The 26,965-nt window shown below is 38.1% G+C and carries 23 protein-coding genes; 15 read left to right on the top strand and 8 right to left on the bottom strand.

What is annotated here, in order from left to right; translation table 11 throughout:
* Positions 1-18: 18 nt before the first annotated feature.
* The 5 genes from MHH64_RS17780 (at position 19) to MHH64_RS17760 (ending at position 6,313) form a co-directional block, all read left to right on the top strand.
* On the top strand, positions 19-921 hold the full coding sequence (locus MHH64_RS17780; RefSeq protein WP_095310831.1) for an ABC transporter permease: 903 nt from the start codon (positions 19-21) through the stop codon (positions 919-921).
* Positions 922-1,062: 141 nt separating this feature from the next.
* Positions 1,063-2,922, top strand: coding sequence for an oligopeptide ABC transporter substrate-binding protein (gene opp4A / locus MHH64_RS17775; protein ID WP_095310717.1), 1,860 nt, complete (start codon positions 1,063-1,065; stop codon positions 2,920-2,922).
* 175 nt (positions 2,923-3,097) lie between these two features.
* Entirely contained in the window at positions 3,098-3,775 is a 678-nt protein-coding gene (rpiA, locus tag MHH64_RS17770) for a ribose-5-phosphate isomerase RpiA (RefSeq protein WP_095310715.1), read from the top strand.
* 300 nt (positions 3,776-4,075) lie between these two features.
* Positions 4,076-5,920, top strand: a complete 1,845-nt coding sequence (gene asnB, locus MHH64_RS17765; RefSeq protein WP_340002118.1) for an asparagine synthase (glutamine-hydrolyzing) — start codon at positions 4,076-4,078, stop codon at positions 5,918-5,920.
* Between the two features lie 111 nt (positions 5,921-6,031).
* Complete coding sequence (locus MHH64_RS17760; RefSeq protein WP_095310712.1) at positions 6,032-6,313, top strand: YciI family protein; 282 nt, start codon at positions 6,032-6,034, stop codon at positions 6,311-6,313.
* Between the two features lie 50 nt (positions 6,314-6,363).
* On the opposite strand, the gene pflA is transcribed toward MHH64_RS17760, so the two are convergent.
* Together pflA and pflB are read right to left on the bottom strand one after the other, a co-directional pair.
* Positions 6,364-7,089: a pyruvate formate-lyase-activating protein gene (gene pflA / locus MHH64_RS17755; RefSeq protein ID WP_095310710.1), complete on the bottom strand. Its 726-nt coding sequence runs from the start codon at positions 7,087-7,089 to the stop codon at positions 6,364-6,366.
* Between the two features lie 114 nt (positions 7,090-7,203).
* Positions 7,204-9,447 carry a formate C-acetyltransferase gene (gene pflB, locus MHH64_RS17750; protein ID WP_340002117.1) on the bottom strand — a complete coding sequence of 748 codons (2,244 nt, stop codon included), beginning with the start codon at positions 9,445-9,447 and terminating at the stop codon, positions 7,204-7,206.
* Positions 9,448-10,091: 644 nt separating this feature from the next.
* Between pflB and MHH64_RS17745 the strand changes: the two genes are divergently transcribed.
* Complete coding sequence (locus MHH64_RS17745; RefSeq protein WP_095310707.1) at positions 10,092-10,664, top strand: chromate transporter; 573 nt, start codon at positions 10,092-10,094, stop codon at positions 10,662-10,664.
* A complete protein-coding gene (locus MHH64_RS17740) occupies positions 10,661-11,188 on the top strand; it encodes a chromate transporter (protein WP_095310705.1) in 528 nt (175 codons plus the stop codon). Before MHH64_RS17745 ends, MHH64_RS17740 begins: the two co-directional genes overlap by 4 nt.
* Before the next feature lie 90 nt (positions 11,189-11,278).
* On the opposite strand, the gene MHH64_RS17735 is transcribed toward MHH64_RS17740, so the two are convergent.
* Together MHH64_RS17735 and MHH64_RS17730 are read right to left on the bottom strand one after the other, a co-directional pair.
* Complete coding sequence (locus tag MHH64_RS17735; protein ID WP_095310704.1) at positions 11,279-12,064, bottom strand: HAD family hydrolase; 786 nt, start codon at positions 12,062-12,064, stop codon at positions 11,279-11,281.
* A gap of 154 nt (positions 12,065-12,218) precedes the next feature.
* Positions 12,219-13,916, bottom strand: coding sequence for a M3 family oligoendopeptidase (locus MHH64_RS17730; protein WP_095310702.1), 1,698 nt, complete (start codon positions 13,914-13,916; stop codon positions 12,219-12,221).
* Between the two features lie 360 nt (positions 13,917-14,276).
* Here MHH64_RS17730 and MHH64_RS17725 point away from each other — a divergent pair, with 360 nt between their 5' ends.
* Together MHH64_RS17725 and MHH64_RS17720 are read left to right on the top strand one after the other, a co-directional pair.
* The gene (locus MHH64_RS17725) at positions 14,277-15,044 is read left to right on the top strand and encodes a gluconate 2-dehydrogenase subunit 3 family protein (protein WP_095310700.1); all 768 of its coding nucleotides are present in this window, start codon (positions 14,277-14,279) and stop codon (positions 15,042-15,044) included.
* A gap of 35 nt (positions 15,045-15,079) precedes the next feature.
* Positions 15,080-16,798 carry a GMC family oxidoreductase gene (locus MHH64_RS17720; protein ID WP_118889905.1) on the top strand — a complete coding sequence of 573 codons (1,719 nt, stop codon included), beginning with the start codon at positions 15,080-15,082 and terminating at the stop codon, positions 16,796-16,798.
* Between the two features lie 130 nt (positions 16,799-16,928).
* Here the strand turns inward: MHH64_RS17720 and MHH64_RS17715 are convergent, their stop codons facing one another.
* Entirely contained in the window at positions 16,929-17,690 is a 762-nt protein-coding gene (locus tag MHH64_RS17715) for an SDR family oxidoreductase (protein ID WP_118889906.1), read from the bottom strand.
* Between the two features lie 151 nt (positions 17,691-17,841).
* Between MHH64_RS17715 and MHH64_RS17710 the strand changes: the two genes are divergently transcribed.
* Positions 17,842-18,414: a TetR-like C-terminal domain-containing protein gene (locus MHH64_RS17710; RefSeq protein WP_118889907.1), complete on the top strand. Its 573-nt coding sequence runs from the start codon at positions 17,842-17,844 to the stop codon at positions 18,412-18,414.
* A 122-nt stretch (positions 18,415-18,536) separates the two neighbouring features.
* On the opposite strand, the gene MHH64_RS17705 is transcribed toward MHH64_RS17710, so the two are convergent.
* Positions 18,537-19,406, bottom strand: a complete 870-nt coding sequence (locus MHH64_RS17705) for a LysR family transcriptional regulator (protein WP_118889908.1) — start codon at positions 19,404-19,406, stop codon at positions 18,537-18,539.
* Between the two features lie 207 nt (positions 19,407-19,613).
* On the opposite strand from MHH64_RS17705, the gene MHH64_RS17700 reads away from it, so the two are divergent.
* Together MHH64_RS17700 and MHH64_RS17695 are read left to right on the top strand one after the other, a co-directional pair.
* A complete protein-coding gene (locus MHH64_RS17700; RefSeq protein ID WP_095310690.1) occupies positions 19,614-19,808 on the top strand; it encodes a YwbE family protein in 195 nt (64 codons plus the stop codon).
* 133 nt (positions 19,809-19,941) lie between these two features.
* Positions 19,942-20,226 carry a hypothetical protein gene (locus tag MHH64_RS17695; RefSeq protein ID WP_095310688.1) on the top strand — a complete coding sequence of 95 codons (285 nt, stop codon included), beginning with the start codon at positions 19,942-19,944 and terminating at the stop codon, positions 20,224-20,226.
* A 34-nt stretch (positions 20,227-20,260) separates the two neighbouring features.
* On the opposite strand, the gene MHH64_RS17690 is transcribed toward MHH64_RS17695, so the two are convergent.
* Positions 20,261-21,115 carry a S1-like domain-containing RNA-binding protein gene (locus tag MHH64_RS17690; protein ID WP_095310684.1) on the bottom strand — a complete coding sequence of 285 codons (855 nt, stop codon included), beginning with the start codon at positions 21,113-21,115 and terminating at the stop codon, positions 20,261-20,263.
* A gap of 679 nt (positions 21,116-21,794) precedes the next feature.
* On the opposite strand from MHH64_RS17690, the gene MHH64_RS17685 reads away from it, so the two are divergent.
* Both MHH64_RS17685 and MHH64_RS17680 read left to right on the top strand, forming a co-directional pair.
* Entirely contained in the window at positions 21,795-22,691 is an 897-nt protein-coding gene (locus MHH64_RS17685) for an AEC family transporter (RefSeq protein WP_095310682.1), read from the top strand.
* Positions 22,692-22,988: 297 nt separating this feature from the next.
* Positions 22,989-23,780: an SDR family oxidoreductase gene (locus tag MHH64_RS17680; RefSeq protein WP_340002116.1), complete on the top strand. Its 792-nt coding sequence runs from the start codon at positions 22,989-22,991 to the stop codon at positions 23,778-23,780.
* Between the two features lie 159 nt (positions 23,781-23,939).
* Here the strand turns inward: MHH64_RS17680 and ytaF are convergent, their stop codons facing one another.
* Complete coding sequence (gene ytaF, locus MHH64_RS17675) at positions 23,940-24,563, bottom strand: sporulation membrane protein YtaF (RefSeq protein ID WP_095310678.1); 624 nt, start codon at positions 24,561-24,563, stop codon at positions 23,940-23,942.
* Positions 24,564-24,748: 185 nt separating this feature from the next.
* On the opposite strand from ytaF, the gene topB reads away from it, so the two are divergent.
* Positions 24,749-26,920, top strand: coding sequence for a DNA topoisomerase III (gene topB / locus MHH64_RS17670; RefSeq protein WP_095310676.1), 2,172 nt, complete (start codon positions 24,749-24,751; stop codon positions 26,918-26,920).
* The last annotated feature ends 45 nt before the right edge of the window (positions 26,921-26,965 follow it).

The raw sequence follows: 26,965 nt of genomic DNA, 5'->3' as shown, positions 1-26,965 counted from the left end.
AGGTGAGTTAAAATGGAAATGAACAAGGTTAATGCAGACGTTCAAGCGTCTGATCAAGTAAGAAGTCCCTCCGGATTTTCAATTTTATGGAGGGAAATTGTCCGAGATAAAGTTGCGTTAATATCTTTAATCCTGTTGATACTTACATGCATGTTTGTATATGGTATTTCTTTATTTTTAGATCAAGGGGAAATTGTAAAAGTTGATTTATTTGCAATACATGAACCTCCAAATGATCAATTTATATTAGGTACGGATTATGGTGGTCGTGATGTGTTTGGCCAATTAATTATTGGAACGAGAAACTCGTTATCTATTGGAATATTAGTTACTTTAATATCAGGAACAGTTGGGATTTTGCTCGGCTTAATTTCTGGGTATTTTGGAGGCCATATTGATAACGCTGCTATGCGGTTAGTTGACTTTTTCATGGTTTTGCCAACATTAATGATCGTTATTGTTTTTGTAACCATTGTATCTGATTATAGCATTTGGTCTTTCTCTCTTATTATGTCCGCCTTTTTATGGATGGGGATTGCTAGGCTTATTCGTTCGAAAGCATTACAGGAAAGGGAGCTCGATTATGTTCAAGCTTCGAAGACTTTGGGTTCGTCCAATTTTAAAATTATGTTTGCACAAGTTCTGCCTAACTTAAGTTCTATAATTATTGTTACAATGACATTAAACTTAGCAGCGAATATTGGAATTGAATCTGGTCTTTCTTTCCTTGGATTTGGCTTCCCGGAAAGTACACCAAGCCTTGGAACACTTATCAGTTATGCTAGAAATCCGCAAACGCTTGAATTTAGATGGTGGATTTGGCTACCGGCAGCAATACTCATTCTAATTTTGATGCTTGCTATAAATAATGTTGGCCAGGCATTAAAACGCGCTACTGATGCAAGGCAGCGAAGAGGTTAATAAAGGATGGTTGTGTACACATCTTACTTTGGTACCTACATTAATACCTTTATTCAAATCGTATTAATGTTAGATATATAATTTCAGTCATTAAAAACTGAAATTAAGAAAAAGCTTTTAAAAAAAGGGGAGGTTAGAGTTATGGGTAAGTCAAAACTTATGAAGGCGCTGTTAGCACTAATGTTGGTTCTTTTAGTTGCATTAGCTGCTTGTAGCGGGGACTCTGATGATGGTCAAAGTGAAGGGACTGATAGTGGTTCTGATTCTGGGGATTCAGCAGAGGCTGATGATGGAGGAGAAAGTGATAGTGAAAGTGAACTTTATTCAATTGAAGATTTTAATCAAATTAAGACAAATGAAGGGGAAGCAATTGATGGAGGAACACTTACATTTGGTTTAGTTTCGGATACTGCATTTGAAGGAACGCTAAACTGGAATTTCTACTCAGGAGACCCAGATGCTCAAATCTTAGATTGGTTTGATGAGGCTTTGCTAACTTGGGATGAAAACTATGTGTATACAAATGATGGAGCAGCTACGTATGAAATCAGTGAAGATGGGCATGTCTTTACGTTCACGATTGGTGATAATGTAAACTGGCATGATGGTGAGCCAGTCACTGCTGAAGATTGGTTGTTCGCGCATGAAGTAATTGGCCATCCAGACTATGATGGCCCACGATATGGTTCAGATTTTACTAATATTGAAGGAATGGAAGAGTACCATGCAGGTGAAGCGGATACGATTTCAGGTATCAAAGTGATTGACGATAAAACATTAGAGATCACCTATATTCAAGCAACACCATCACTAGTAACTGGTAGTATTTGGACATATCCATTAGCGAAGCATATTTTTGGTGATATGGAAGTAGCAGAAATGTCTGCATCACCAGAAGTACGTGAAAACCCAATTGGATTTGGTCCGTTTAAGGTAGAAAGCATTGTACCGGGGGAATCCGTAACCATGGTTAAAAATGAAGACTACTGGAGAGGCGAGCCAAATTTAGATGGTGTTACTGTAAAAGTAATTAACCCGAATGTGGTAGTACAAGAGCTTGAATCCGGTGGTGTTGATACCGTGAGTGCATTCCAGGTGGATCAATACCCTGACAATGCAGAAATGTCCAATGTTGAATATTTAGGAAGAATTGATAGGTCATATTCATATATTGGATTTAAATTAGGTACTTGGGACAAAGAAAATGGTGAAGTTGTGACAGATCCTGAAGCAAAAATGGCAGATGTTAATCTACGTAAAGCAATGTGGCATGCAGTAGATAACACGACTGTTGGTGAACGTTTCTATAACGGTCTACGTTGGAATGCAACAACACTCATTCCACCGTCACATCCAGAATTCCATGATGATTCAAACGCTGGAGTTTCATATGATCCAGAAGCAGCAAAACAACTTTTGGATGAGGCTGGTTATGTAGATGTAGATGGAGATAACTTCCGCGAAAATCCTGATGGCGAAGAGCTTGTTATTAATTTTGCTTCTATGTCTGGAGGAGAAGTGGCAGAACCATTAGCTCAATACTATATCCAGGCTTGGGAACAAGTTGGTTTAAATGTGCAGCTTTTAGATGGACGTTTACAAGAATTTAATTCATTCTACGATCGTGTAGGTCAAAATGGTGATGATGACCCAGCGGTTGATATTTACTCAGCAGCTTGGGGCGTTGGAATCGACGTAGATCCTAGAGGATTGTATGGCCGAGACGCGATCTTCAACTTCTCTCGTTATTCAAGTGACAAAAACGATGAATTACTGGCTGCTGGAGTTTCGGAGGATGCCTTTGAACTAGAGAATCGTCAAAAAGTATACAATGAGTGGCAGCAATTCATGATTGATGAAGTTCCTGTATTCCCAACATTATACCGTTCAGAGCTTGTACCTGTAAATAATCGAGTTCATAATTACTATATCGGTGATGGAACAAACATGTATCGTTATGATATTGCAGTTACGCAAGAAGAACCAATTGTAGCTGAATAAATAGTAAATGAAAAGAAGGCTCGTTTTGTGAGTCTTCTTTTTGTGCGGTTACGTATCTAATATAAATTTATCAAACTTGCGATTTGAGTGTATTTATAAAATTTCTCCTGATTTTGCTGGACGGGTCGAATAAGCTATAATAATTAATAGATATATAATCAAGGAGGCGTAAGTAATGCTAACGGAACAAGATCAAATGAAAAAAGCAGTTGGAGAAAAAGCTGCGACTTTTGTAAAAGATGGTATGAAAATAGGTCTTGGATCGGGATCAACTGTATATTGGATGGTACGGAAGCTAGGTGAGCTTGTTGATGCTGGTGTAAATATTGAGGGAATTCCATCATCAAAACAAACAGAGAAATGGGCGCAGGAATTTGGCGTACCACTTACTGATTTTCGGGAAGTAAAGGAATTGGATATTACAATTGATGGTGCGGATGAAGTAGATGAAAATCATCAACTCATCAAAGGTGGAGGTGCAGCGTTATTTCGTGAGAAAATTATTGCACAGGCTGCTAAGGAACTGATTATTATTGTGGATGAATCAAAAATGGTTTCACATTTGGGAGAGTATCCATTGCCTGTCGAAGTGCTTCCATTTGCTTGGGAACGAACAGCAAATGAAATTTCGAAACTTGGCTGTGTGCCAAAGCTGCGTACGCTTGATGGAGAAATATTAGTTACCGATAATGGGAATTACATATTGGATTGTCCGTTCAATAAAATACCAGATCCAGATCAATTAAATAAACAATTGAAGCAAATTGTTGGAGTAATAGAAACTGGCTTATTTATCGATATGACAACGAAAGTAATTATTGGAAATAAAGAAACGGTTACTGTTGTCGAGTAAAATGATGTAATAGAAGAGACACCCTAGAAGAGATTCTTTGGGTGTTTTTACCACGCATTAACGAACTGTGATATCTCGACCTCCAATCCTGAAGAAAATCAAAATGCTGAGGATAGGGGATAAAACAGCCCGTAAATTCCTGATTCTGTTCAAGGGCCTTTAGGTCATACCCTTGTGGTACTAATATTTAGTTGGAAGGAGTCTCCCCGCTAAATGAAGTCTCACTTTATCACTTTATCCGACTTTTTTGCATACGATGAGAAGTAGACTTAAAAATGTGGGTGGAAAGGGTGGCATCATTTGTGTGGAATAACTGGATTTGTTGACTGGAAGAGGCATGCGCATACACGACTAGCGGTTTTGGAGAAAATGACAGATACGTTATCATTACGGGGACCTGATGAAACAAATCATTGGATCTATGAACATACTGGGTTTGGACATAAGCGGCTGTCGGTTGTTGATTTAGAAGGCGGAAAACAACCAATGCATAAGAAAAAGAATGATTTTACTTATACGATTGTTTATAATGGAGAGCTTTACAATACGGAGGAATTACGCCAAACGCTTCTTCAAAAAGGTTATGTATTCCAGACCTCATCTGATACAGAGGTTTTGCTGACAGCTTACTTGGAGTGGAAAGAAGATTGCGTCAATTATCTCAATGGCATTTATGCATTTGGTGTCTGGGATGAAGAAAAAGAACAGCTTTTTATGTCGAGAGACCGTTTAGGTGTAAAACCGTTGTTTTTTTATGAGGAACAAGAGCAGTTCATTTTTGGCTCAGAGTTGAAAGCAATTCTAGCTCATGATGCTGTTGATGCAGCAATAGATCATGAAGGTTTATCGGAAATCTTTGGTCTAGGGCCGTCGAGAACACCTGGACACGGATTATTTAAAGGTATACGTGAACTTCGTGCAGCGCATTCATTAATCTTTTCCAAAAATGGGTTAAAAGTTTGGCGTTATTGGAACATGGTCAGTAAGCCACATATTGATTCACTGGAAGATACTGCGCAAAAGGTAAGAGAACTAGTTGTAGATGCAGTGCAACGGCAGCTTGTAGCAGATGTACCTGTATCTACTTTGTTATCTGGTGGATTAGACTCTAGCGCGATTACAGCTATAGCTGCAGACTATTTTAAGGAAAAAGGAAAGGGAACATTAACGACTTTTTCAGTAGATTATGCTGGAAATGAGCAACATTTTCAGTCAAGTACCTTCCAGCCCTCTAGTGATAAGCCTTGGATTGAACAGATGGTTAATGTATTTTCGACAGATCATCATGATGAAATTATCTCTGGACTTGAGCTTGCTGCTTTACTGAAGGAAGCGGTAGATGTTCGAGATCAGCCAGGGCAAGCGGATATTGATTCATCTTTATTATGGTTTTGTCGTCGGATTAAAGAAAGAACAACGGTGGCATTGTCCGGTGAGTGTGCTGATGAAATCTTTGGTGGCTATCCATGGTTTCATGATCCGTCGGCCATTCAAGATGGTTTTCCTTGGATGCGTTCTTTAGATGCGCGAATCGACTTGCTTCATTCCCAATGGCAAAAGAAATTAGATTTAAAAAGCTATGTTCAAAATCGTTATCAGGAAACTATTCTGGAAACGCCAAGGCTGGATGGTGAATCACCTGAAGAAGCCAAGCGCAGAGAGCTTTTTTATTTAAATATGCAATGGTTTATGGCGCAGCTGCTTGACCGGAAGGATCGGATGAGTATGGGAGCCAGTCTAGAAGTACGTGTCCCTTATGCAGATCATCGTATTGTGGAATATGTTTGGAATATCCCATGGGAAATGAAAAATCTCGATGGACGTGAAAAAGGAATTTTACGCAAGGCGCTGGAAGGTATTGTACCAGATGATGTTTTATATCGAAAAAAGAGTCCATATCCGAGGACCTTTCAACCAGAATATACGAAGCAGGTAATAGCGTGGATGGAAACAATTTTAGCAGATCCGAATGCTCGTTTATTTGAATTTATGAAGCGTGAAAAAGTGGAAGCTATTGTAAACAGTGAAGGCAAGGAATTTAAGGAGCCATGGTATGGTCAGTTAATGCGCGGCCCCCAATTAATTGCACACTTATGTCAAATTGATTATTGGCTACGTAAATATGATGTGAAGATTCAAGTATGATAGAAAGGTTCTCTTAAAAGGATTGGCTCCCTTTTAAAAGAACCTTTTATTATGTAACTCTTTGAAAATTGCGATATAATAATGCTAGTTTCAATTAGGAGGGGGATACATATGAAGTATTATGCTGCATTTTCACCAATGAAGAATGCTGAAAAAAGCAGGCAGTATCGTCAAGATCATTTAGACTATTTAGGCAAGTTAGCCGAACAGGGGAAAGTTTTTGCTAAAGGTCGTTTTACGGATAGTACTGGTGGACTTGTTATTTACATCGCGGAAAGCTTTGAAGAGGTTGAAGAAATTGTGAAAAACGATCCATATGTTGTTTATGGAGCAAGAGGGTATGATATTCATGAATGGGAAATGACTACGGAAGCAGTTTTACCAGGAAAGTAGATTACATGTAAAGTCAGGGCCCTTTTTCAAAGGAGAGTCCTGACTTTTTGTTATGCATTTAAAATTTGTATTGCATTTTGAACGCGTGCATCTGTTGGCGGTTCGACAGCGTCAAGCGGATATTCTAACCCTAGTGCTTCCCACTTATATACGCCCATTTTATGATAAGGTAATACTTCGATTTTCTTGATATTAGTTAGTGTATGAATAAAATGAGATAAATCCTTTAAATCCTCTTCATTATCACTATGTCCAGGAACAAGCACATGACGGATCCAGACAGGAATATTTTTTTTATCTAAATAACGAGCAAGTAGGAGAATATGATCGTTAGACATGCCAGTTAGTATTTTATGCTTCACTGGATTAATCTGTTTGATATCCATTAACACTAGATCAGTTAGTTCCAAGAGTTCGTCAAGCTGCTTCAGAAATGCAGGAGATTTGGAGAAACAGCCACCGGCAGTATCAATTGCTGTATGGATACCTAATTCTTTTAGTTCTTTAAAAAGGGCTATCAGAAACTTAACATGGAGCAATGGTTCTCCGCCACTTACGGTAACGCCTCCACCAGATGCTTGGAAAAAGGGGAGGTAATCCTTGATGTCCGTGACGAGTTCATTTACCGTCATTTCCTTGCCATCGCCCATTTTCCATGTGTCTGGATTATGGCAAAACTGGCAGCGGAGCGGGCAGCCTTGCATAAAAATTATATAGCGCAAACCTGGACCATCGACGGTTCCACATGTTTCGATAGAATGAATTCGACCTTTCACTTGAAAAACCTCCCCATTAAAATTGTTGACGTAATAGGGTGCTCCCCTTAAACAGGGAAGCGAGAACCTATATCATCTAACTATTGCATGCTTTTTTCCTTACAAGTGGTTTGCTTACATCCCTTTATGGAATGTTCGATTAATAACATCTAATTGTTGTTCTCTCGTTAATTTAATAAAGTTTACCGCATATCCAGATACACGGATGGTTAGCTGTGGATATTGTTCTGGATGCTCCATTGCATCGAGCAATGTTTCTCGATCAAACACATTGACGTTTAAATGATGTCCACCTTTTATCGTATATCCGTCTAGCATTCCTGCTAGATTTTGAATTCGTGTACTTTCTTCTCTCCCTAATGCTTTTGGTACAATGGAAAAGGTGTTGCTTATTCCGTCTAATGCGTATTCGTAAGGCAATTTTGCGACAGAGCTGAGGGATGCAAGTGCTCCTTTTTCGTCACGTCCATGCAATGGGTTCGCTCCAGGAGCAAAGGGCTCTCCAGCTTTTCGTCCATCTGGTGTGTTTCCAGTTTTCTTCCCATAAACGACATTGGAAGTAATTGTTAATACAGAAAGTGTTGGTACAGAATTTCTGTATGTTTGATGCTTTTTGATTTTATTCATGAAGGCTGTGACAAGTTCGACTGCAATAGCGTCAACTCGGTCATCATTGTTTCCGTATTTCGGGAAATCTCCTTCTATTTTGTAGTCGATGGCATAGCCAGCTTCATTGCGGATTACTTTTACCTTTGCGTGCTTAATGGCACTTAGTGAATCAGCTGCAACTGATAATCCTGCAATCCCAGTTGCCATTGTCCGGAGAATGTCTCTATCATGTAATGCCATTTCAATTCGTTCATAGCTATATTTGTCATGCATGTAGTGAATCACATTTAGTGTATTAATATATAATCCGGCAAGCCATTCTAGCATTTGGTCATATTTTTCCATTACTTCCTCATAGTGTAGATATTCGGAAGTAATTGGTTCATAGTTCGGTCCTACTTGAGTGAAGGATTGTTCATCTACCCCGCCATTAAGTGCATATAGCAATGCTTTGGCTAAGTTAGCTCGTGCACCGAAGAACTGCATTTGCTTGCCAATTTCCATTGCAGAAACACAGCATGCAATTCCATAATCATCTCCAAATTGTTTCCTCATGAGGTCATCATTTTCATATTGAATTGAACTTGTTTTAATGGACATAGATGCACAGTATTCCTTAAAAGGGCGTGGTAATTGATCAGACCATAAAACCGTTAAGTTTGGTTCGGGTGCAGGCCCAAGATTGTCTAATGTGTGTAAAAATCGGAACGAATTCTTTGTCACAAGCGGTGTACCATCTTTAGCAATACCACCAATTGATTCTGTAACCCAAGTTGGATCGCCACTAAATAATTCATTGTAATCTGGAGTTCTTGCAAATTTTACAAGTCGTAGTTTCATTACAAAATGATCGACAAGCTCTTGTGCTGTTTCTTCTGTAATGACACCATTTTGAATGTCACGCTCAATATAAATATCTAAGAAGGTAGAAACCCTGCCAAGACTCATAGCTGCGCCGTTTTGCTCCTTGATAGCTGCTAAATAACCAAAATATAACCATTGGAACGCTTCGATTGCATTTGTAGCAGGATTGGAAATATCATATCCATAATCTGAACCGAGCTGTTTTAACTCTTGTAAGGCACGAATTTGTTCAGAAAGCTCTTCGCGGTCACGAATGATTTTCTCGGACATCACACCATTAACTCCGGTTGCTGCAAGTTCTTTTTGTTTATCTGCGATTAGCCTGTCAACACCATATAAAGCAACTCTTCGGTAATCGCCAATGATCCGTCCGCGTCCATAAGCATCAGGAAGACCTGTAATAATTCCAGCTTTTCTTGCTGCTCGCATTTCAGGTGTGTATGCATCAAAAACACCTTGGTTATGTGTCTTCCGATAATTGTTGAAGACATGCTTTACTTCTTCATCTAACTCATATCCGTATGCATGTAGAGCATCTTCTGCCATTCTAATACCACCAAATGGTTGAAGAGAGCGCTTAAAAGGTTTGTCTGTTTGGACACCAACAATTTTTTCAATACCTTTATTTAAATAGCCTGCTCCATGTGACGTAATGGTTGATACAATTGATGTGTCCATATCCAATACGCCACCATTTTCTCGTTCTTGCTTTGTTAAATCCATCACTTGTTCCCATAAAATTGTCGTGTTCCTTGTCGATCCTGCTAAAAAGCTTTCATCACCAGTATAGACAGTAATGTTTTGCATAATAAAGTCGCGAACATTAATTTCCTCTTGCCATTTTCCACTTTTAAAATCCATTTTGTTTTGAGCAGTTACAACCATAATAACCCTCCTAAAAAAGATATTGTGAAACATTGAGCATTCTTTATATATTTATCATATCACATATTTTTAGATGAAGTTATTTAAAATGTTAAAGAAGTGTGTCAGAATTGTAACTATATCGTGTCGATGAAGAAGGAATGAAATATTTAAAAATATGTTTCATTCACGTATAATGGTATAAATGATTTGAACGTCATATTTAAGGAAATCATAAATGGATGAGTGCCCTAATGAGAAGAGAGTAAGTATATTTGGTCATTCATAGAAGTGATGAGTGCCCGAATGAGAAGAGAGTAAGTTTATTTGGTCGTTCATAGAAGTGATGAGTGCCCGAATGAGAAGAGAGTAAGTTTATTTGGTCGTTCATAGAAGTGATGAGAGTCCTAATGGGAAGAGAGTAGGCTCCTTTGATTGGTCAAAGATGAGTTACCAATCAAAGGAATGATAAGTTCATTCTGTAAGTTATGTAGGCTATGAGCTTCTTGGCGCAGTGAGTTATTTGATTATCTAAAGCGAATGGGGTTCCAGCATTAAGAGAGCATCAACATTTGGGGCCTATTTACTGGATTCACGGGCTTACTCGAAAGCTCATCACTGGATAGGCTGGCAACATACTAAAAATAGAAAAAGGTTTGTGACAAATGAAAACACATTGGAATTTATTTATTGCTTTTTTTCGTGTTGGTATACTCGGATTTGGGGGAGGACCTGCTTCGATACCGCTTATTCAAAAGGAAGTAGTTGATCACTATAAATGGATGGATAACGAGGAATTTGGTGATATTCTTGCTTTAGCAAACACATTACCGGGTCCAATTGCAACGAAGCTACCTGGTTATATTGGTTATCGGGTTGCCCGTACACTAGGAATGATAAATGCCGTTCTTGCAACGATTGTACCTACGATTTTATTAATGATTGTTTTACTCACTACACTTTCACAAGTTAAAGAATTTGATTGGGTGCAAGGAATGACGGCAGCAGTCGTTCCAGTAGTGGGGATGATGATGGCTGTCTTGACATGGCAATTTGCCCAAAAAGCTGCTATTGGCTTGGGATGGGTAAAGACATGTATATTTCTTGCCATTTTCTTTATCACTTTGCAAATTCTTCAGGTGCATCCAGGAATTTTGATTGCTGTTCTACTCATCCTGGCGCTGTCTCTGCCAGTCCACAAGAAGCAAAAAAAGAATAAAGAAGGTGAAGATGTATGATCTATATTGATATTTTTGTCGCCTTTTTTATTCCGGGTATTCTGGGCTATGGGGGAGGACCTGCTTCCATTCCCCTTATTGAAAATGAAGTGGTATTACGATATGGTTGGATGTCAGTGCAGGAATTTAGTGAGATTTTAGCGCTTGGAAACTCTTTACCAGGTCCAATTGCAACGAAGATGGCAGGGTACATAGGCTATGAAGTAGGAGGGGTTATTGGGTCGATTGTAGGCGTATTTGCTACTGTGGCTCCATCTCTAATTTTATTAATATTCCTTGGTGGACTGTTGTTAAAATATAAGGACTCTCCTAAAGTAAAGCGGTTAACGCTTTTTGTTCAGCCGGTCATTGCTATATTGCTCGGTGTTATGGCATGGAGGTTTTTCAGTGAATCTTATATAGGAATTGGAATTTGGCAGACGGTACTACTGGTTGGCGTTAGTTTTCTATTAATCGAGCGTTTTAAAATACACCCTGCATTTGTAATTGCCGGAGCTCTTATTTACGGTGGCTTTCTTTTATAAATAGATCTAGCCCTTATCGTCTCCATAAGCCTCAACTTATGAAAAAAAGCAAAACCCCTTGATTGTTGGGTTTTGCTTTTTATATTCCCATTACTCGATAACCCCGAGCTTTTTTAAGCCGTTATAGATACCAGAATCACTAACAGATGTGGTACGGTGCTTTGCGTAAGTAAATAGTTCTGGATGTGCATTATCCATTGCGAATCCTTCGCCTACAGCTTGCAGCATTTCACAATCATTCATTCCATCTCCAAAAGCGATAGCTTGCTCCATTGGTATACCGATGCGCTGAAGAATTTTTGTAACGGCTTCTCCTTTATTGACGTTCTTTCGAATAATATCAAAGGCCTTTGTTGCCCCTTCTACATTTACTTGTGACAAGCGAATATTTTCTTCTATTTCATAAAGTGATGCATCTCCTGGTTCAATATTCAATACGGTAGCACCTATGATTTGATCTGCAACTTCCTCAGTAAATAACGCATTTTGTTTCAACTGGAAAATGTCATTGAATTTTTTAACAAATGGATGGTTAAGATCTGTGAAGTAGTTTTTTTCCTTTGTATAAAGAACAAGTTCATGATTATGCTGTTTAGCGATTTCGATGAATTCTTTTACAATCGTTGGATCCATTGGTTCATTGACCACGGTTTGATCTTGATAGATTGCATATCCGCCGTTATAAGCAATAAATGAATCAATAGTTAATTCTTCAGCAAGATCCTGAATTTCAATATATGGTCTGCCGGTTGCAATAAAAACTTCAACCCCATTTTGCTTTGCTTGTTCAATAGCATCTTTTGTTGAATCTGTGTATGTGTGATCTGGTTTTAGGATGGTACCGTCGATATCTAGAAAAAGTACTTTATAACTCATAATGTTCTCCTTTATGTATGCTTTGTAGTCTATTCTAGCATAAAGGAAATTTGGATTGTACTAATACCAATTACGTTTACATAATATTAACTTTTGGGTTTTAGATACACTAAAAAAAGCAGTACCCAATTCGGAATACTGCTTTAAAATAATATTATAATGATTTATCGTCCACAGAATCGAGCCAATCTTCAATTGTTTGAATAACTGCTTGGACTGTTCCTGCCTCGAACGGAGAATTCAGTTTTGCTGTCTTTACAAGATTAAGGAAGGACTGTGAGCCGCCTTGTTTACAGAGGTTTAGATAGTCTTTCCATGTATCCTCATGGTTTTCACGCGACTTTTTCCAAAATTGGAAAGCGCAAATTTGAGCAAGCGTGTAATCAATATAATAGAAAGGTATATCATAGATATGTCCTTGACGATGCCAATACCCACCAGAAGCTAGATATGCATTGCCGTCGTAATCACGGTGTGGTAAATAGATTTCTTCAAGTTTTCTCCAAGCATCTTTACGTTGTTCTGGTGTCCAGTCTGGATTGTCGTATACAAGATGCTGGAATTCATCAACAGCAACCCCGTAAGGAAGAAATTGTAGGCCATCAGTTAAATGGGAGTACTTATATTTATCGGTATCTTCCTTGAAGAAAAGCTCCATCCATGGCCATGTTAAAAATTCCATGCTCATGGAATGAATTTCTGCAGCTTCACTTGTAGGAAAAACGTATTCTGGCACTTTCAGATTCCGACTAGTATAAACTTGGAAAGCATGTCCTGCTTCATGTGTTAGCACATCAATATCACCAGAGGTTCCATTGAAATTGGCGAAGATAAATGGAGCCTCGTAATCCTCAATGAATGTACAGTATCCGCCGGCTTCTTTTCCTTTTTTTGCTTCAAGATCCATCAGATTACGATCAAGCATAAAATGGAAAAATTCATTTGTTTCATTGGATAATTCCTTGTACATTTTTTGGCCGTTTTCAATAATCCATTCTGGGGAACCTTTTGGTTTAGCATTTCCACTTTTAAATTGAAAGCTTTCATCATAAAATTTTAATGTATCAACACCGATGCGTGCTGCCTGTTTCTCATATAGCTTTGTAGCAAGTGGAACGATGTAGTCCCGAACTTGCTTACGGAATGCGGCAACCATTTCAGCATTATAACCAATTCGCTGCATTCGTAAGTAACCAACTTCCACAAAATTTTTGTAACCAAGCTTCCCGGCAATCTCATGTCGCACTTTTACGAGCTGATCATAAATGGAATTAAATTGATCCTCATGGCTCGCGAAAAAGCCTGCATATGCAGTGACTGCTTGCCTCCGAACTTCTCTATCTTCGTTTTGTGCAAATGGGGCAAGCTGTGCCAATGTATAGGTTTCACCTTGAAAGGCTACTTCTGCTGAGGCTACAAGCTTTGAGTATTCTGAAGAAAGCTTGTTTTCCTTTTGTAATAAGCTAATTATTTCAGGTGAAAAAGCTTTAATTTCGTTATCGACAAGCTGAAAGAGCTGAGAACCGAACTGCTTTTCTAAATTCTTGCGATAGGGAGAGTTAACCAGTTCTTTATAAAATTCGGTGGTCATTTCTTTTAGGTTTGGTTGAATCTCATCGAAATAGTCACGTTCCTTTTGATAAAACTCATCTTTTGTATCGATTGATGCACGTATATAGACCAAATTAAATAAAGTTGATAGTCTGTTACGAAAAGCATTGATGCTTTCTGTGCCAGCAATTGCTTCTTCAGCTGATTGTGCATCTGTAAATTTCTTTAATAGCACTTTAAATGTCGCCTGTTCCTCATGGAGTATAGGTCTTTCATAAACATATTCTTCAAATTTTAGCATGGTGGACCCCCTCAAATATATATCATTTAATAATTCGACTTCTTGTGTAAAGAAACCTCTAAATTTAAGTAATCCTTTTTAAAATTTATGATTACATAAAATTCTAAAATTATGATATATAACGTTTTCATAAGTATTTGATTATGATATATAACCAAATTCGCATTGTTATTTAGAAGGATTACTATGCTATAATTCTTTTAACTGAGATTAAAAAAAGCTTTCTACTACATAGTAAAATGGAAGCTCTCTCATCCGAAATGGGTGAGAGTTTCTTTGTAGTGCTTTTGAATGGGTAATTAATTCCTTTCATAAGCAACCAAATCAAATATTATCAGTCTATTTACTGGGGGTTATATGATGGAAGAATCAGAGAAATATGGACTTGACGAGAAGGGGTCTTCAAGGCGTAAATTCCTTAGAAATTCTGGAGTAGCAGCTGGCGGGGTAGTAGTTGGTAGTGTGCTTGGAGGCTTAATTGGTTTTGGTGGTGAAAAACAGCACCAAGCACCAAAAACTGAGCACGAACATGCCGCTCCTGCAGCAAATCCAAATGCTGCATTAATGTTTTTCACACCTGATCAGTACCAAACTACAATTGCTGCAACAGAGCGGATTTTCCCTGCAGATGAGAATGGACCAGGTGCAGCTGATTTAAATGTAGCTATTTATATTGACCATCAATTGGCGAGTCCTTGGGGAATTAATGCAAAGGACTATATGTTAGGTGCATTTTATAAAGCAGAGGCCACTCAACAGGAACAAGTACGTATTTTACGGAAAGATTTATTCTTATTGGGGTTAAAGGGACTGGATGACTATAGTGGGAATAAATTTGACAGTAAATTTACTTCATTAGAAGGCGAACAGCAGGATGAGATTTTGACCGAGTTTGAAAATGGGGAATACAAACTTTCCGGTGTATCGAGCAGTATTTTCTTTGACTTGCTTCGTATATTAACGATCGAAGGTGCGTACGCAGATCCAATGTATGGCGGGAACAAAGACATGGAAGGCTGGGCAATGCGCAAATTCCCGGGTTCTCGAATGAACTATAACAATGAAGTGGTAAGCAAAGAATTTATTGAATTGGAACCTGAAAGTTTACAAAGCCATATGGGGCACTAAATTGAAGAGGGACTTGAAGAAAGGAATTGACAAACATGAGCACAAAACTACCTAAAGTGCCTGCGGTTATTGTTGGAATGGGATGGGCAGGAGGCATTATTGCTTCTGAACTGACAAAAGCAGGAATTAAAGTTGTAGGCATTGAGCGTGGGAAAGAGCGAACTACAAATGACTATTTAATGGGACATGATGAGCTTCGCTTTCAACATCGAACAGAATTAATGCAAGACTTATCGAAAGAAACCATTACACATCGTAATGATCCCAATATGCGTGCACTTCCAATGCGCAGTTACGGAACATTTATTGTTGGAGATGGTGTTGGTGGAGCAGGAAGTCACTGGAATGGTCAAACCTATCGATTTCTTCCATATGATTTTGAAATTAAATCCTTGACTGAAGAGAAATATGGCACAAATAAACTAGGTTCAGAGTATACATTACAGGACTGGGGAATTACATACGATGAAATTGAGCCATATTATGATACATTCGAAAAAATGGCTGGGATTTCTGGTGAAACGGTAGAAATGTATGGACACCGTTCAAATCCTTATCCAACAGGACCAATGGTGAAGACACCTACTTTTGAATTGTTTGAGGAAGCAACGAAAAAATTAGGCTATCATCCGTATATGTTGCCATCAGCTAACCTATCGGAAAACTATACGAATCCTGATGGTATCTCACGATCAGCATGTCAATACTGTGCATTCTGTGAAAACTTTGGGTGTGAGTATGGAGCGAAGGCCGATCCAGTAGTTACGGTTATCCCGGTTGCTAAGGAAACAGGTAACCTCGATCTTCGAACACATTCCAATGTAACGCGCATTTTAAATGATGGAACAAAAGCAACAGGAGTTGTTTATGTAAATACAATTACTGGTGAAGAATTTGAACAGCCAGCTGATGTTGTTATTGTAACAAGCTATGTATTTAATAATGTTCGTTTACTATTAAACTCTAACTTAGGTACACCATATAACCCAGAGACTGGGGAAGGATCAATTGGCAAAAACTATTGCTATCAAGTAAGTGCAGGTGCTACTACGTTATTCTATGAGGATAAAGCGTTTAATAACTATGCTGGGGCTGGGGCCTTAGGAATTGAAATTCCTGATTTCGCTGGAGATAACTTTGACCATTCAGATGTAAACTTTATTCATGGTTCAGGGATTCGCATGACGCAATATGGCAACCGACCAATTGCCATTAATCAAGTACCAAGCGGAACACCGTCATGGGGAGCAGAGTTTAAAAAGCAATCGATTAAATACGCAAATAGTACGTTACAGGTGAAATCACAAGGTGCAAGCATGCCACATAAAGACAATTATCTTGATCTTGATCCTGAGTATAAAGATGCATATGGCATGCCATTATTACGCATGACATATGACTATACCGAACAAGATAAAGAATTAGTAAAATATATGTCTAAAGTAACTCGTAAAATTGCGGAGAAAATTGGCGCGGATCATTATGAAACTACTGAAGAACAAGCAACCTTTAATGTGAATGTGGATACAAATACTCATAACACTGGTGGCGTAATTATGGGGGCTGATTCGAAAACATCGGCAGTAAACTCTTATTTACAAATGTGGGAAGCCGAGAATGTATTTGTTATTGGTGCTTCCGCATTTCCGCATAACAGTTCATTTAACCCGACAGGTACGATTGGTGCGCTATCTTACAGAGCTTCAGAAGGCATTATAAAATATCTTAAAGATGGTGGCGGATCACTCGTTTAATTGTTCATTAGAATATATTCCCCAAAATATTTCACTGTGTGACAGCTGTTGAAGTGCAAGTATTAATATATTAGAATTAAAAGCACTTTCTTTTTTTGTGAAAAAAGAAAGTGCTTTTGCCTTATCCATATTAGAATGCAGCAGTCCAGCCGCCATCAACTGTAAGAACTGTTCCATTTACAAAGCTCGCTTCATCTGTAGCAAGGAAAAGTGCAGCATTTGCAATCTCTTCTGGTTCCCCAACTTTCGGAATAACACCTTGAACTGTTTTGGTTCGCTCCATCCCAAACGGATTAATATTTTTCATGGAAGCAGAAATATTTGTATTTACTGCACCAGGAGCGATTGCATTGCAGCGGATACCCTTTTGTGCGTACATATAACCTGTGTTCTTCGTTAAACCAACAACTGCATGCTTGGAAGCACCATAGGTTGCTCCCGCATGTGCCCCATTTAAGCCACCTGTTGATGCGATATTCACAATGACACCAGCGCCTTGCTTAAGGAATAACGGAATTGCTTTACGCATCGAACGCATAACACCTTTCGTATTTACATCGAATATTAAATCCCAGCGTTCGTCCGTAATGTCAGCAACTGGCTCAAACCCATCCATAATTCCTGCATTATTTACTAAAATATCTAATTTACCGTATTCATTAACAGCTGTATCAATCATGTGATCAATATCTTCTTGGTTTGCCACATTAACCTGAACGGCCACAGCAACCCCATTATCTGCAATGATTTCTTTTACAACTTCTTCAGCACCTGCAAAATTAAGGTCAGCTACAACTACTTTAGCACCTTCCTTAGCATATAACTTCGCAATTGCTTTTCCCATACCTGAAGCAGCACCAGTTACAATCGCAACTTTTTCTTGTAATTTCATTTAATTTCCTCCTTCATATTGATGAAGATAATGAACACCTGTACAATAAAAGTATATATGGTCTAATAAGAAAGCGCAATCAACAGAAAATCGAGAAATGCTGATTAATATACGCTTATTAAGAAATATGTTGATTAAAGGTGGAGAAAAAGTGAAAAAAGATTTACGTATTATAAAGACTGAGGAAAGCTTGCGAAAGGCACTGCTCACACTATTAAAAACAAAGACTTTAGAAACAATAAGCATTTCAGAGCTATGTAGGTTGGCGCAAATTAATCGAGGGACCTTTTATCTGCATTATCGTGATGTCCATGATGTGTTTCGTCATTACTTTGAAGTGATTGTGGAAGATTTTAGAAAGGCATATGAGAAACCATATTTGAATACAAATTTTAATATAAATAATATGACACCTGATATGATTGATATTTTTAATCATGTAAAAAAATATAAAGCTTTTTATCAGATTATATTTGATGGAAAATCTCCAATGACTTATTATTATCTCGTCTTTGATACAATTCGTAAATTTATGGAAGAATCCTTGAGCATAGATAATAATGCAGTGTATTTGGATGTTGACTTCGATTACCTCATAAGCTACCACGCCAATGCAATAATCGGAATTATCATTGAGTGGCATAAACAAAACTATACAACACCGATAGAGATACTGAATGAGCAGCTAATCAAGCTCATAACAAACACTAGGTCATATAGGTGATCATCTTGAACCTTTAATAGGATTGAGGAGGTATGAAGAAGTATAAGCATTGTGACTTCTATAAAAAAGGCCCCCGTGGAGAAGGGGGGAGGCTTGTTCTTTCAGTAACGTGCATTTTGTTCTTAATTGACCTGTTCCTTCACAATGTCAATAAACAGCTTGGTCGCTCGCGAAACGTGCTGTAGTGAAATAGCAGCTAATGCGATATTTCGACGATAATCGGTCAAAATTGGACGAGCGTATTTCCACATTTCCGTATCTTTTATAGCAAGTTCAGGGAGTATGGATAAACCAAGCCTTTCCTGAATCATTCCGAGCATTGTATTTAAGTTTGAAACGGTATATTTTTGATGATAGGGAAGTCCTTTATCGATAAATAGTTGTTCAATCGCTTTTGGATCTCCCCACTTACCAACAATCAATGATTCATTTGATAGATCTGACAACGTAATTAATGACTTTTTAAGTAAATGATGTTCAGGAGGAAATACTGCCATATATTTATCTTCCACTAATGGAATAATATCCAGGCTGCTATGTGGAGAGTAAATAAATCCAATATCAACCATACGTGATGTGATCCAGTTAAAAACTTCTTCGACAGACCCTTCAAATAATTCGATGGTTATATTCGGATATTTTTGCTGGATTGCCTGAATAATCTTAGGCAGAAAACGTGCGGATACATCGGGAAAACCAGCGACTTTGATTGTGCCAGTTTCAAGGCCTTTTTCTGCCGCAACCTCCTGATCAATTATTTTAAGGCTGTTTTCAATCGTACGGATTTGCAGAAGAATCTTTTCACCGATGTCTGTCAGAATGAGTCCCCTTGATTTATCTCGGATCAATAGTGACACACCAAGTTCAGCCTCAAGACTGGAAACAGCCTGACTGACAGCTGGTTGTGTCATTTTTAAGGCTTGACCTGCCTTCGTGAAATTGCCGATTTCAATAACTTTTGAAAAAATATGAAGCTGTGTAATAGTGGCCATATGTCTTGTTTATTCCCTTCATCAATTTCTAGTGCATTATATTGTATACTAAAAGCAGAAAGTTTTACGAAAATAGTCATACACGCTATGAATGATAACCGTGCATTTTTCTTTATTTTAGTATATTATGGCTAACGGTAGAAGTAAATGAGATGCTTAAAATCAGATTTTTGTTAAAGAAATGAAGTTAGGGGAGGGAATAGCAAGATGATAGTTGATGGAAGATATCGAAAAAATATTTATCCTGGGCAAAAAGCAGAAATCGTATTGAAGCAAAATCAACGCACAGGAAAAACAACGGCAGGAGTTGTGAAAGATCTTTTGACAAAATCAGAATTTCATCCACATGGAATTAAAGTTAGATTAGAGGACGGTCAAGTTGGACGAATCCATGTAAAATAGGGATGACTTAACCAGAGGAACCGCTTCCAAAAAGATGACACGATCTACCTGAAAAGCGATATTCTAATTGACTTTGATTTCTTTCAATTGTAGACTATAGGTAATGTCATTTAATATTTATGGGGTGAAAGTTATGATTTTGGCAGTTTTTACAATCGGGGGAATTTTAACAATCGTAACACTTCTTGCAAACGTTCTACTTGTTAAAATGACCGCAAAAGAATCAAGGTCTTGCTATTATCCAAATATCTTCTTAGTGATTGTTGGATTATTACTACTAGGAGTAGCATCGATTGCTCCTAAAGTAGACATACTAGGAGCAGGATTTGGTGGTTGGGGAATTGCAGCATTATTCTCAGCAGCAATTGGATTTATTATTACATCAATTATTGACGCTTACCAAAATGTAACTGCATAAAAAACACAGCATCTTTTGAAAGATGCTGTGTTTTTTACTTTAAATAAGTCATTCCATCACGTTGTTCCACTTTACCTTCTTTTAAAAGTCTGCCTAAAGCTCGTTTAAATGCTGCCTTGCTGATACGAAATGTTCCACGGATGTCTTCTGGATCACTCTTATCGTTAAAGGGAATAACACCATTGTTTTCTTCCAAATGTGCTAAAATGCTCGTAGCATCTTCTCCGATACTATCCTGTTTTAATGGGCGAAGGGAAACATTTAATGTCCCATCTTCCTTCACATCAATCACACGCCCATGAACGAATTCACCGAGTCTTGGCTCTTCTTTACGTTCTGTATGATGAATGAATCCGCGATAATCATCTTCGGTTATAATAGCGGATCCTTCTTTGCTTGTATGATAAACGGTTCCGCTTATCGGCTGATTGTATAGTTCTTCTGGTGCTAGTTCGATTTCTCTAGCAATGACACCCTCCGTAGCAGGTATTGCAAGCAGACGTCCATTTTGATCTTTACCTAGAGTAATAAAAAGTTTATCTCCTGGATTTGGCCAAACAGCTTCGAATAATGGAAGGTCGTCAACAGATACTAGCATTTCCTTTGCGATACCAATGTTAACAAAAGCTCCTAATTTAGGAATAACTTCTACTACTTCAGCCCAATCATAGACATCCATTTGAACGGATGGCAATGTCGCTGTAGCTGCAATGTTTCCTTTTTTGTCATTATAGAGAAAAACATCAATTTCTCTTCCTTCGTCGTAAGTATGATTGGCTTCATTATGATGTAAAAGCGCCTCTTGTCCGTCTTTTTCTAATACATAGCCGGTGTCAATTTTTCGAGAAACAGTCATTGTTTGTACCTTGCCTATTGGTAATGTATGCATATATTTACCTACTTTCATTCTTTTCTAAAGTGTCCTAAATGTGCGCAATCCTAGTATGTATTGGAAAAGGAGTACCCTCATTATTAAGAGTACCCCTTTGATTTAAAAGTAACACATAAGTTTAATTTTATTTTATTATCCCGATTGTTTCGGGTGGGAAATTCTTGTTCATCAGCTATTAATTGATAGCGTGAGAAAGTGTATTACTTGTTTTATTCAATAAAGTTATTTTTCAAAAACGTAGTATTTACCAAGTCTTCTATGCAAATATTCATTGCAATATACAGATAGCAGCATTTATTCTTTTCTATCTGCCAAGAATTTCACTTAACCGCGGTACGTGTTCCACTGGATGTCCTCTAACTTAAGCAACGTAGCCCTACCTGCTCTACGTCCTTGCGACCCCTAAGTCGCGCCAGTGTGAATAAGCATCTTCAAAAACATTGTAGAATGCCAGAATTACTTATTTGTTACTAGATGAGTAATCATACCATGCATGAGTACTTCTGTCAAATCATAATTTTACACCTGAACGAGAGGGCAAGGAGCTTACGATAAAAAAAGGGAGACACAATGAAATATTAGATGCTAGAAAATAAGATAAATAGTCTTTCATTCTAGAAGTGCCAAAAATTGTGATAAACTAGTGAATAGTTCTAATAAAATGGAGATGTCATGGATGAGTTTATTTCTGAATATTATTGTACCGATTATGGCAGTTTTTGCTTCAGGTTTTATATTGCAACGAATTCGTATTCTAGATGTAAGGTCGGTATCAGCTATTTCGCTTTACATATTGTCACCAGCACTTATATTTGTAACCTTATATGATACTGAGTTTAATAGTGGCTATATGGTGATTGTAGTTTACATGCTTGTATTATTTTACATAATGGTTGCCATCAATAAAATATTGGCAAAAATATTCAAATGGGATCCAAACACAGAAAGTGCTTCGATTCTAGCTTCAGGTTTTATGAATTCAGGTAATTATGGTTTGCCTGTTGTACTGTATACAGTAGGAAACGCTGCATTACCGTATGCTATTTTCATAATGGTTGTTCAAGCATTACAAAATAACTTTTTTGGTGTTTATTATGCTTCCAGAAGTAAAAGTGGTTTTCGACGCGCGTTTGAGAATGTATTGAAAATGCCTACTACTTATGCGGCGGTTTTGGCATTTGTTTTCCAGTTTTTTTCTGTTGAAATTCCTGATTCGGTTCATTCGACATTAGACATGGTTGGAAGTGCGGCTATTCCGGTAATGATGATTATGCTTGGAATGCAGTTAGCTTCGATAACAGCACTGAAACTTAATTGGCAGGTTGTTATTTCTGCAGTGACATTGAAAATGATTGCTGCTCCGATAATTGGGATAATCTTTGTTTCAATTCTTGATGTAGATCCAGTAATTGCCGCTGTTATCATTATCATTTCTGCAATGCCAACGGCTGCTACAACAACAATGTACGCCATTGAGTTTGATACAGAACCAGACCTAGTTTCAAGTATTACATTCATTGCAACATTAGTTAGTATTGTAACACTTAGTATTCTGTTAAATATCATTGTTTAATTTAGATGTTTGGTATGGAATTATAAGGGGAAACTTCTTATTAAGCTCATGCATTCCAGAAAAGGGAGATTAATATGATTCGAACAATACTAATGATAATTGGAGCAATAGTAGTAATCGGGTTTATTATTTCATTGCTTTAATGAAAAAAGAATAAACACGTGACTTGCCCGAAGACAATTTGTCTCGGGCATTTTCGCGTTGTGTTCATGTTAAGGATTAAGTGATTAAGTTTACTCGTATTCATTATGATTTTTGCTATAATTGAAAAAAAGGTAAATAGGGAGGTTGTTCCGGATGGATTTAGAATTAAAAGGAAAGTCAGTGATTATAACAGCAGGAAGCAAAGGACTTGGGAGGGCAATTGCGAAAGAGTTTGCAAAGGAAGGTGCTCATGTTTTATTAAGTAGCAGGGATGAAGAAGCATTGCATCTTGCAGTTCAGGAAATTAAGCAGGAAACAGGAAATGAACAGGTTGATTATACTATTTGCGATATGAAGGATTCAGAGGCAATTGATCGACTTGTTGAAAAAGCATTGTCCTGGAATGGTACGATTGATGTGCTCATTAATAATGCAGGAGGACCACCAGCGGGTTCATTCATGGATATGTCTGATGATGATTGGTATCACGCATTTGAATTAAATCTGCTCAGCTTTGTCCGAACAATAAGAGCAGTCGTTCCATTCATGCAAAAACAAAACCGTGGTCATATTGTAAATCTTGCATCATCATCTATTAAACAAAGCCTAGACAATTTAGTACTATCGAATACAATGCGTCCAGGTATTGTTGGGCTTTCTAAAACATTGGCACAGGAATTAAGTGCTGATAATATTTTAGTCAATACAGTTGGTCCGGGAACGGTTGAAACGGATCGGATACTTGAGCTATACAAGGTGAGAGCGGAAAAGCGTCAAGTAAGTGTTGAAACAATCATAGAAGAGACGGAGAATCAGATTCCAATGAAGCGATTCGGCCAGCCAGAGGAGTTTGCGAAAGCAGTTGTCTTCTTAGCATCTGGTGCAAATACATACATTACAGGACAATCTCTCATTATTGACGGTGGACAAGTGAAAGCATTATAAATGGACGTCAAAGAGGATCAGGTGATTGAGCCTGATCCATCTTTGACAGATAAGAAAGTTTAAACTTTTTTATCCGCAACTAAGGCATTCGATGAAAAGGCTTGGCAAATGCCTTGGTTTTCTAATGATTGCACGTTTATCAGACATTTGGAATGACCCTTAAAAAATATTAAAAATCCCGATCGCAATTAAAATAACGGGTGGCAGAAAGGTTAGGCGCTGCAGTTTCTCTTGCTGTGATAAAAAAATTCCTAGCTTCATACCGAAAAATAAAAAGAAACCACTCATACACGCTGTAAGAACGGCAGTCAGTGCAGGGGAATACCCAAGCATTGATGCGCCAATTCCAGCACCAAATGCATCAAGTGCAAGTGCTAAGCCAAGCAGGAATGCTTCTCCGGCTGAAATGGACCCGGATTGATCTAAATCAGCTTTATCAGGTGTTGTCATTACGGTTTTAATATCTTCTATTCTAGTCGTGTGAGCCTTATTAGTAGAAGTCGCATTTATTAATTTTGCTCGGATAACATTAATGAATGAAAATAAACCGATCGCGATTAAGATAATACCTCCAAGGATCTTTGCCACTTCTTTTGAGATAAAAAAGCTAAGCAAATCGCCAACCAGCATGGATGTATAAACTATAATACCTGAACAGAGCATGATGATGATTAATGCAATCACAGGTACTTTAATTTTTCGCAGTCCATAAGTGATTCCTACGCCGAATCCATCTAAACTAACTGCTGTAACTAATAAGAGTAATCCAGTATAATAAAGCATCTAACCATATCCTTTACAAGGTTCTAGATTATAGTATGGAAAGGATGGTTACGTTGTGCTTGCGGCAGTTATGCCTGCACGAAAGAGTTAATTTGTGATAAAGTATCTTTAGATGTTTCCTTCATTTCATAACGAAATAAGTAAGTGAAATCCGAATGGATCGTTCATATAGAGAGGATTTTTTGATGAGTAAAATAGTTGTATTAGCAGAGAAACCATCCGTTGGTCGTGACATTGCAAGGGTGCTTGGATGTACGAAAAAGGGGAATGGTTATTTTGAAGGTTCAAGGTATATTGTAACATGGGCGCTTGGTCATCTGGTTACATTGGCAGATCCAGAAGTCTATGATGATAAATATAAAACGTGGCGTATGGAAGATTTGCCAATGCTCCCGCCGAAATTAAAGCCAGTCGTTATTAAGAAGACAGGTAAACAATTTCAGGTTGTCAAATCCCAATTAACACGCAAGGACGTCAGTGAAGTCGTTATTGCTACTGATGCCGGACGTGAAGGGGAGCTGGTGGCCCGCTGGATTTTGGAGAAAGCCCGAATTAAAAAGCCGACTAAACGTTTATGGATTTCCTCGGTTACGGATAAAGCGATACGTGAAGGTTTTAAAAATCTCAAGCCTGGTGCAAAGTATGTGCATCTGTATGAATCGGCAGTTGCAAGGTCTGAAGCTGATTGGTATGTTGGTCTGAATGCAACACGTGCATTAACGACAAAGCATAATGCCCAATTGTCCAGTGGGCGAGTTCAAACGCCAACACTAGCGATGATTGCTGCAAGAGAGCAGGAAATCAAAGAGTTTAAGCCGAGGGCATTCTACGGTATCGAAGCAAAAACAGACAAAGGATTTAAATTAACTTGGCTGGATGAAAAAAATAATTCGCGTATTTTTTCCGAAGATAAAGCAAACCTTTTGCTTAATCAATTGAAAAATGAGTCCGCAACTGTTGTCCAAGTTGATAGGCAGCATAAGAAAAAATTTGCCCCACAGCTTTATGATTTGACGGAATTACAGCGAGAAGCCAATCGGATTTTTAATTTCTCTGGAAAACAGACGTTGTCGATTATGCAAAAGCTTTATGAGCAGCATAAGGTTTTGACATATCCACGGACCGATTCACGCGTTATTTCTTCAGATATTGTTCCTACATTAAAGGATCGCGTAAAAGCTTGTGGCGTAGATGAGTACGCAAAATCAGCTGCGAAAATTTTAAAAAAGGATTTGAAGCTTTCCAAGGCAGTTGTCGATAATGCGAAGGTATCGGATCACCACGCGATTATCCCCACGGAACAGCCGGTTCTGTTAGCGGATTTAGATGATAAGGAAATTAAAATCTATGATCTTGTTGTGAAACGTTTTTTAGCGGTGCTTTCAGATGCCTATGAATATGAACAAACAACAATTACAGCTGAAATTGGACCAGAGCGTTTTACTGCGAAAGGAAAAGTGATTAAAAAGCTCGGTTGGAAAGAAGTCTACAATAACCGAAGAAGTGAAGATGATCTTCAAGATGACCAACGTTTACCAGTTATGCATAAAGGTGATAAGCTAACGGATATCCGTATTTCTCGTACGGAAGGAGAAACGAAGCCGCCAGAACGATTTACAGAGGGTGCCTTATTACAGGCGATGGAAAATCCAGTTCGTTATATGAGCTCGGATGAAAAACATTTGGCGAAAACAATTAATCAAACAGGCGGTATTGGAACGGTAGCGACAAGAGCGGATATTATTGAGAAGTTATTTAATAATATGTACATGGAGCTAAAAGGAAAATATATTTATTTAACTCCTACAGGTCGTCAGCTGCTTGATCTTGTGCCAGAAGATTTGCGTTCTCCGGCCTTGACTGCGGAATGGGAGCAGAAGCTAGCCTTAATTGCAGAAGGCAAGCTTGCAAAGGATAAATTTATTTCTGAAATAAAAACCTATACGAAACAAGCTGTTCAGGAGATTAAAAATACTGGGGACACGTTCAAGCATGATAATATGACGGGGACGAAATGCCCTAGTTGTGGAAAGCTCATGTTGGAAATTAAGAATAAGCATGGACGTAAACTCGTTTGCCAAGATCGCTCTTGTGGGCATAAGAAAAATATTGCCAAACAAACGAATGCCCGCTGTCCAAACTGCCATAAACGTATGGAACTTCGCGGTGAAGGAGAAGGGCAAATGTTTATATGCAAATGTGGACACAGAGAAAAACTTTCCACATTTAATGCACGTAAACAAGAAGAGAAAAAACATAAAGTATCGAAAAAAGATGTAAATAAGTATTTGAAAAAGCAGGATGATGGCTTTAAGAACAATGCACTCGCTGATGCGTTGGCAAAGCTGAAGAAATAGAGGTTTAGGGATAGCTTACAGTAGATAAGCTATCCCTTTTTTTGT

It is taken from the genome of Oceanobacillus sp. FSL K6-0127, from assembly GCF_037983385.1.
GTDB classification, from domain to species: domain Bacteria; phylum Bacillota; class Bacilli; order Bacillales; family Amphibacillaceae; genus Oceanobacillus; species Oceanobacillus profundus.
Note: the sequence above shows the minus strand (reverse complement) of the source record. Positions and strands in the feature narration are given on the sequence as shown.